4 protein-coding genes are annotated in these 5,679 nt (G+C 44.7%); 2 read left to right on the top strand and 2 right to left on the bottom strand.

The genetic code is table 11. The annotated features are described in order from the left end of the window. Positions 1-411: 411 nt before the first annotated feature. Both PN499_RS15505 and PN499_RS15500 read right to left on the bottom strand, forming a co-directional pair. The gene (locus PN499_RS15505) at positions 412-1,143 is read right to left on the bottom strand and encodes an undecaprenyl-phosphate galactose phosphotransferase family protein (RefSeq protein WP_272032889.1); all 732 of its coding nucleotides are present in this window, start codon (positions 1,141-1,143) and stop codon (positions 412-414) included. 181 nt (positions 1,144-1,324) lie between these two features. Then, positions 1,325-2,482, bottom strand: coding sequence for a glycosyltransferase (locus tag PN499_RS15500; protein WP_272032890.1), 1,158 nt, complete (start codon positions 2,480-2,482; stop codon positions 1,325-1,327). 249 nt (positions 2,483-2,731) lie between these two features. On the opposite strand from PN499_RS15500, the gene PN499_RS15495 reads away from it, so the two are divergent. Together PN499_RS15495 and PN499_RS15490 are read left to right on the top strand one after the other, a co-directional pair. Continuing rightward, a complete protein-coding gene (locus PN499_RS15495) occupies positions 2,732-4,681 on the top strand; it encodes an iron uptake porin (protein WP_272032888.1) in 1,950 nt (649 codons plus the stop codon). Between the two features lie 195 nt (positions 4,682-4,876). After that, positions 4,877-5,263 (top strand): hypothetical protein, encoded by a 387-nt coding sequence (locus tag PN499_RS15490; RefSeq protein WP_272032887.1) that lies wholly within the window; start codon positions 4,877-4,879, stop codon positions 5,261-5,263. The last annotated feature ends 416 nt before the right edge of the window (positions 5,264-5,679 follow it).

The following is a 5,679-nucleotide window of genomic DNA, read 5'->3' as shown; positions in this document are numbered from 1 at the left end:
GGATGGGGGAGCAACTTAATCAATTAAAAATTAAAAATGCAAAATTAAAAAAAAATGCAAAATTAAAAATTGTGAGATTTAATTTTTAATTTTTAATTTTTAACTTTTAATTAATCGGAGGGGATGATGGGGGTAATTAGCCATTAGCCATTAGCCATTAGCCATTAGCCATTAGCTATTACCAATTACCAATTACCAATTACCAATTACCAATTATCGTTTAACAGTTAACAATTACCAAATTGTCACAACTAAATTTAGGGTGAGCATTGCCCACCCTCACAAGATGTTAAGTTTATATACGCCAACCTACCGAGCAGCATTCACCTAATAATCGATCGGCTAATTGACCCTGACAAAAAGTTAAGAACTAATAGCTGATAGATAGTAGCTGAATGCTGATAGCTGGTTTTAGTAAGCCCCGTTATTTTTGGGGAAAATCACTACGCCAAAAGTTTTGACGACGATCCAGAGATCCATCCAAAGATTTTTGGCGTTTACATAGTAAAGGTCGATTTGGACTCGGCGGGGATAGGGGATGTCATTGCGCCCGGATACTTGCCACAGTCCTGTAATTCCAGGTCTGATGGTTAAGATTTTGTTGATGTGGCGGCCGTATCTCGGCAGTTCCTCAACAACTAATGGTCTAGGCCCGACGACACTCATATCTCCTTTTAAAACGTTCCAAAACTGAGGGAATTCATCTAAACTGGTAACTCGTAAAAATCTCCCAATCCATGTAATTCGAGGGTCTTGTTTCAGCTTGAAATTGTCCTGAAATTCTTGGCGGAGATGGGGGGATGTTTCCATAATCTCCACTAATATTTCATCCGCATTTTCCACCATTGTTCTGAATTTAAGACAGTTAAAGAGTTGGCGGTTTTTACCGACTCTTTCTTGTACATAAAAAACTGGCCCTGGCGAGCTTACGGCGATTAGTAGAACCAAAAGCAGGTAAACCGGGGCAAACAGTATCAGAACTGATAGGGAAAACAGGATATCGAAGCAGCGCTTGAAAAACTCTCCGTCTAGGCTCTGTACAGACAGGCCTATGCGTCCGTCTCTAGGCAGGACAGGCTGAAAACCGCGTCGAGCGATCGCTCGAATTACCTTGCCGGAGATGAGTTGGCTGTCGGCAGTCATCTTACTCCTTCAATTCACACCACACACAGTCATGATCATAAAGCCTCAAGACGCAAGGTAGTAGAAATCAAGAACAATGAATCGGTAAAAAGTGGTAGCTTTCCGCTAGGTGGCCCTTCCTTGCTGAGGGTTGTAAAATCCCTAAAGCCCTTTCTACGATTGATTTTGATGTCTATTTTCCCTAAGATTTTACAGATTGAAATTCTTGCCAGCAGCGTTCCAAAAAAGTTAGGTAGCGTTCCTGAAAAATTTTTGGATGGAACTGAGCGGCCTGCGATCGCCCCATTTCTGGGTTGAAAGCCCCACTCATGGCCTCGAAGGCCTCTACTGCTTCGATTAAGGCTCCCTCCGTCTGGGACGAGAAAAATAATCCTGTTCCAGAGTCTGGGTGTTGCCGAATATCAATTACTGTTTCCAATGCACCTCCACCTCCATAGGCGATCGCTGGTGTCCCGCAAGCTTGGGCCTCGACTAAGGCGATGCCGAAATCTTCGCAGGCTGCATATACGAAGGCTTTTGCCTCGGCCATATACTCTTCAACTACTTTAGCGGACTGCCAGCCCAGGATTTGGACGTTGGGTTGAGCTATTTGCCGAAGCAAGTTTAATTCAGGCCCGGTGCCAATCACGATCAGGGGAAGTCCAAGTTGATTGAAGGCTTTGACAACTACGGATATTCTCTTGTAACTGACTAAACGGCAAACTGTCAGGTAAAAATCTTGTTTCTTTGGTTCAAATCGAAAGCGATCGATATTTACTGGGGGGTAAATCACTTCTGCGGGCCGCCGATAACACCGCCAGATGCGTCTTGCGGTGTGTTGGGAGTTGGCGATGAAGTAATCTACTCGATTGGCAGAAATTACGTCCCACTGGCGAATTCTGTGAAGCAAATACCTGGTTAGTAAGCCCTGAATTCCTTGTCCGGCTTTGCTACTGCGAAGGTAATCAAAGGTTAAGTCCCAGGCGTAGCGCATGGGGGTGTGGCAGTAGCAAATGTGGAGTTGTTGGGGACTTGTGAGCACGCCTTTAGCAACGGCGTGGGAAGAGGAAAGAATGATGTCGTACTCGCGCAAATCTAGCTGTTCAATTGCTAGGGGCAATAGAGGTAGATATTTTTGTACGCCGTTGCGGGCGAAAGGAAGGTGCTGTAAAAAGGTTTTGCCGATCGCTCGCTTGTAAAGATAACTTTGAGGATTGGTTGATTCAAAGTCGATGAGTGCATAAATATCAGCGTTTATGTGACTGAGAATTTCTTCTACAACAAGTTCGGAGCCGCCAGTTGCTTTCGGGGTTAACCATTCGTGAACGAGAGCATATTTGAGTTCGACAGCAGACTTCACTGAAATTCCCCACTTGATACCTATTTTTAATTTTTGGCTTTTAGATATTGACAAATAACTTATTTTATGTATTTAAAGTCTGATATTTGTAACATCCAAAAATAGCCATCCTATCACTGAAGTAAATTTTACTGAGATTGCGACTGCTCTCCGAAAATAAGAATGAATCTTATTCTTGACAAGGAGTTTCTTTAGGTAGATTATTTGAGAAACTTTAGCTGTTTTGGCTTAAATAGGTGTGAGGTAAAAATGTCGAAAATTTTGTGGAAAGCTTTGCTGGTAAGCCCAGCAGTATTGGGAGCGAGTTTGGCTGTGTCTGCGGCGGCGGTAGCAGAGTCGGATGTAAAAATTGGGGCTGTAACTCAAGCTCAGGATGGGCAAGCGATCGCACAGTTCGATGCTAAAACTGACTTTGATAAAGTAGATGGAGTTTGGGGTACAGGGGAACCGAGGGGAGAGTTAGCGATCGCACCTCAAGCTAATCTTTCCCTAGAAAATACAAATCAGCAACAAGTAGCAACAACTGCACCTGTAAAATCTGCGATCGCACCACAGCCACAACCTCAGAAAATTCCAGCCGATAGCCTGTTGGCGGAAATCTCCACCCCCTTGTTGCAGTCCCCAGCCCCAAATCCCCAACCCGCGCCAACTTCAACAGTTTTAGAACCAATCAATCAATACGGCTCTGAAGATAGCCTCAATAACGAGCCTGCTGGCCAAGTAACATCGGTTTCTCAACTTTCCGACGTTCAGCCTACAGACTGGGCTTTTCAAGCCTTACAATCGCTTGTAGAGCGCTATGGCTGCATTGCTGGGTATCCCGATGGTACTTATCGGGGCAACCGGGCGATGACTCGCTACGAATTTGCAGCAGGTTTAAATGCCTGTTTAGAGCGCGTTAATGAGTTAATTGCTGGTGGTACAGGTAATTTAGCCAGTAGAGAAGATTTACTCGCCTTGCAAAGGTTGCAAGAAGAATTTGCGGCTGAACTTGCTACTTTGCGGGGGCGCGTGGATGCCTTGGAAGCTCGCACGGCAGAATTAGAGGCAAATCAATTTTCCACTACGACTAAACTTAATGGGGAAGTTATCTTTGGGTTAGCTGGAATTGCGGCGGGAGATGATGCTAATGGTAGGGAAATAGATAGTTCTACTATTTTGGGGAGTAGGGTAAGGCTCAATTTTGATACTAGCTTCAGCGGTGAAGATTTGCTGAGAACTAGGCTGCAAGTGACAAATTTTGGTTCTTTCTCTACTAATTCTACCTTTACGCCAGAAGGGGAATTGAGGTTTAATGCGGGGCCTTTTGGGGAAGCTAGTAATACAGTGGCTTTAGATGCTTTGCTTTATGCTTTCCCGATTGGAAATAGCACCACAGTTTTCCTAGAGGCAAACGCTGGAGCTCCTGATGATTTTACCAATACAGTTAATCCTTTCTTTGATGGGGATGGTGCTACTGGGGCGCTTTCTAACTTTGGGACGCGCAATCCGATTTATTATCAAGTTGGGGGTGCGGGGATTGGGATTAGACATCAGTTTGGCGATCGCTTAGAATTCAGTTTCGGATATTTAGCTGCCGATCCCGCTAGCCCACAGCAGGGTGCGGGTTTGTTTAATGGCCCTTACGGTGCGATCGCTCAATTAACTTTTACCCCTAGCGATCGCTTTGCTGTTGGTTTAACTTACATCAATTCCTACGGAGTAACCACTGGTACTGGCAGTAATGCGGCTAATTTTCCCAGCCGACTCGATTATTTTGGCATTGATAGCGAGGAAGGGCTTCCTGTTTCTAATAACTCCTATGGGATAGAAGCATCCTTACAAATTGGCCCTCGATTTGCTCTCGGTGGTTGGGTAGGCTACACTGCACAACGCACCCTCTCAACACTAGGAGGGAGAATTGACAGGGGAGATATGAAAATCTGGAATTGGGCAGTAACTTTGGCTTTCCCAGATTTGTTGAAAGAAGGTAATTTGGCGGGTATTATTGTGGGGATGGAACCGAAGGTAACAAGCACTTCTACTGATGATTTACCGGAGGATAAGGATACTTCCTTGCACGTTGAAGCTTTCTATCAGTTTAAAGTGAATGATAATATCTCGATTACGCCCGGTATTATTTGGCTGACGGCCCCCGATCATAATAACGACAATTCTGATTTGTTGATTGGTGTAGTGAGAACCACGTTTACTTTTTAGTTTCTGGGCGGTTGAAACCGCGTCTACACACACAAAACCCGCCTGCGCGGGTTATGAAGGTGTTGATTTTCCTTTAGTCCGCGTAGGCGGACTTCGTTTGTGTAGCCGCGATTTCAATCGCCGGATCTTAAATGGACTAGAGCAAATAAATTATCAGTTTGATACCATGATTAAGGGAGCGTTTAGCGGAAAATTATGCAAATCAAAACCTCTAAGTCTGGTATCAGCGCGATCCTGGCTGCCGTGAGTGCAATCGGAGTGGCCGTTGTTTTTCTACCTCAGCCAAGTCATGCTCAAAATAGCGGTGCTCAAAATAGCGCTCAACCGCTACAAGACTTTCAAACTCAGGATAGTACAGATCCTTTTTCGGGTCGTGGCAATGGAATGGGAATTTTCGATTTAATTCACAGATCCAGGTTAGGCACTCTCCGTAATATGGATGAGTTTAGCTCGGAACAGCAGCAGAATTTAAATGATGCGGCGGCGGAGTTTCGGGAAAAACAACGGCTGTTACTCGAACAGCAAGCTAAGCCAGGGACAGGTGCGATCGCACCTGGGGATGATGTTGCACCTCTGCCTTAGTTTGGTTGATTGCTAATTGCTGATTGGTTGGCGATTGGTAATTAGCAATGCGATCGGACTATTTTGCGGGACAGGGTAGGTGTAAAAATCAGGGTTGGATTTTTTTCGGCTGGATGCCTTGATGGCTAAGGATTTGAAGGTTATTGGGGGAATTTTTGATTCCCGCAAGTTTGGAAATGCTTAATGTTAAAGGGTTTGAGGGAAAATTTGTAATTGGCCTATTGACAAGCTGAGGTCTGGAATGATACTTTTAGAAATGTCACGCGCAACTGTACCTTGAAAACTAAATACAGTAAGGGTTTCAACACTAGGCGGTTCCAATTAAACTAAATCCCTATCAGGGATTGAAACACGAACGGCAATACTCACCAGGAGCGATCGCCTCCGAGTTCCAATTAAACTAAATCCCTATCAGG

Source organism: Kamptonema animale CS-326 (genome assembly GCF_028330895.1).
Classification (GTDB): Bacteria; Cyanobacteriota; Cyanobacteriia; order Cyanobacteriales; family Microcoleaceae; genus Kamptonema; species Kamptonema formosum.
Note: the sequence above shows the minus strand (reverse complement) of the source record. Positions and strands in the feature narration are given on the sequence as shown.

What these genes read in the sequence shown, in the direction of transcription:
- PN499_RS15505 (WP_272032889.1), bottom strand. Translation starts at nt 1,143, where the DNA reads ATGACTGCCGACAGCCAACTCATCTCCGGCAAGGTAATTCGAGCGATC.
- PN499_RS15495 (WP_272032888.1), top strand. Translation starts at nt 2,732, where the DNA reads ATGTCGAAAATTTTGTGGAAAGCTTTGCTGGTAAGCCCAGCAGTATTG.
- PN499_RS15490 (WP_272032887.1), top strand. Translation starts at nt 4,877, where the DNA reads ATGCAAATCAAAACCTCTAAGTCTGGTATCAGCGCGATCCTGGCTGCC.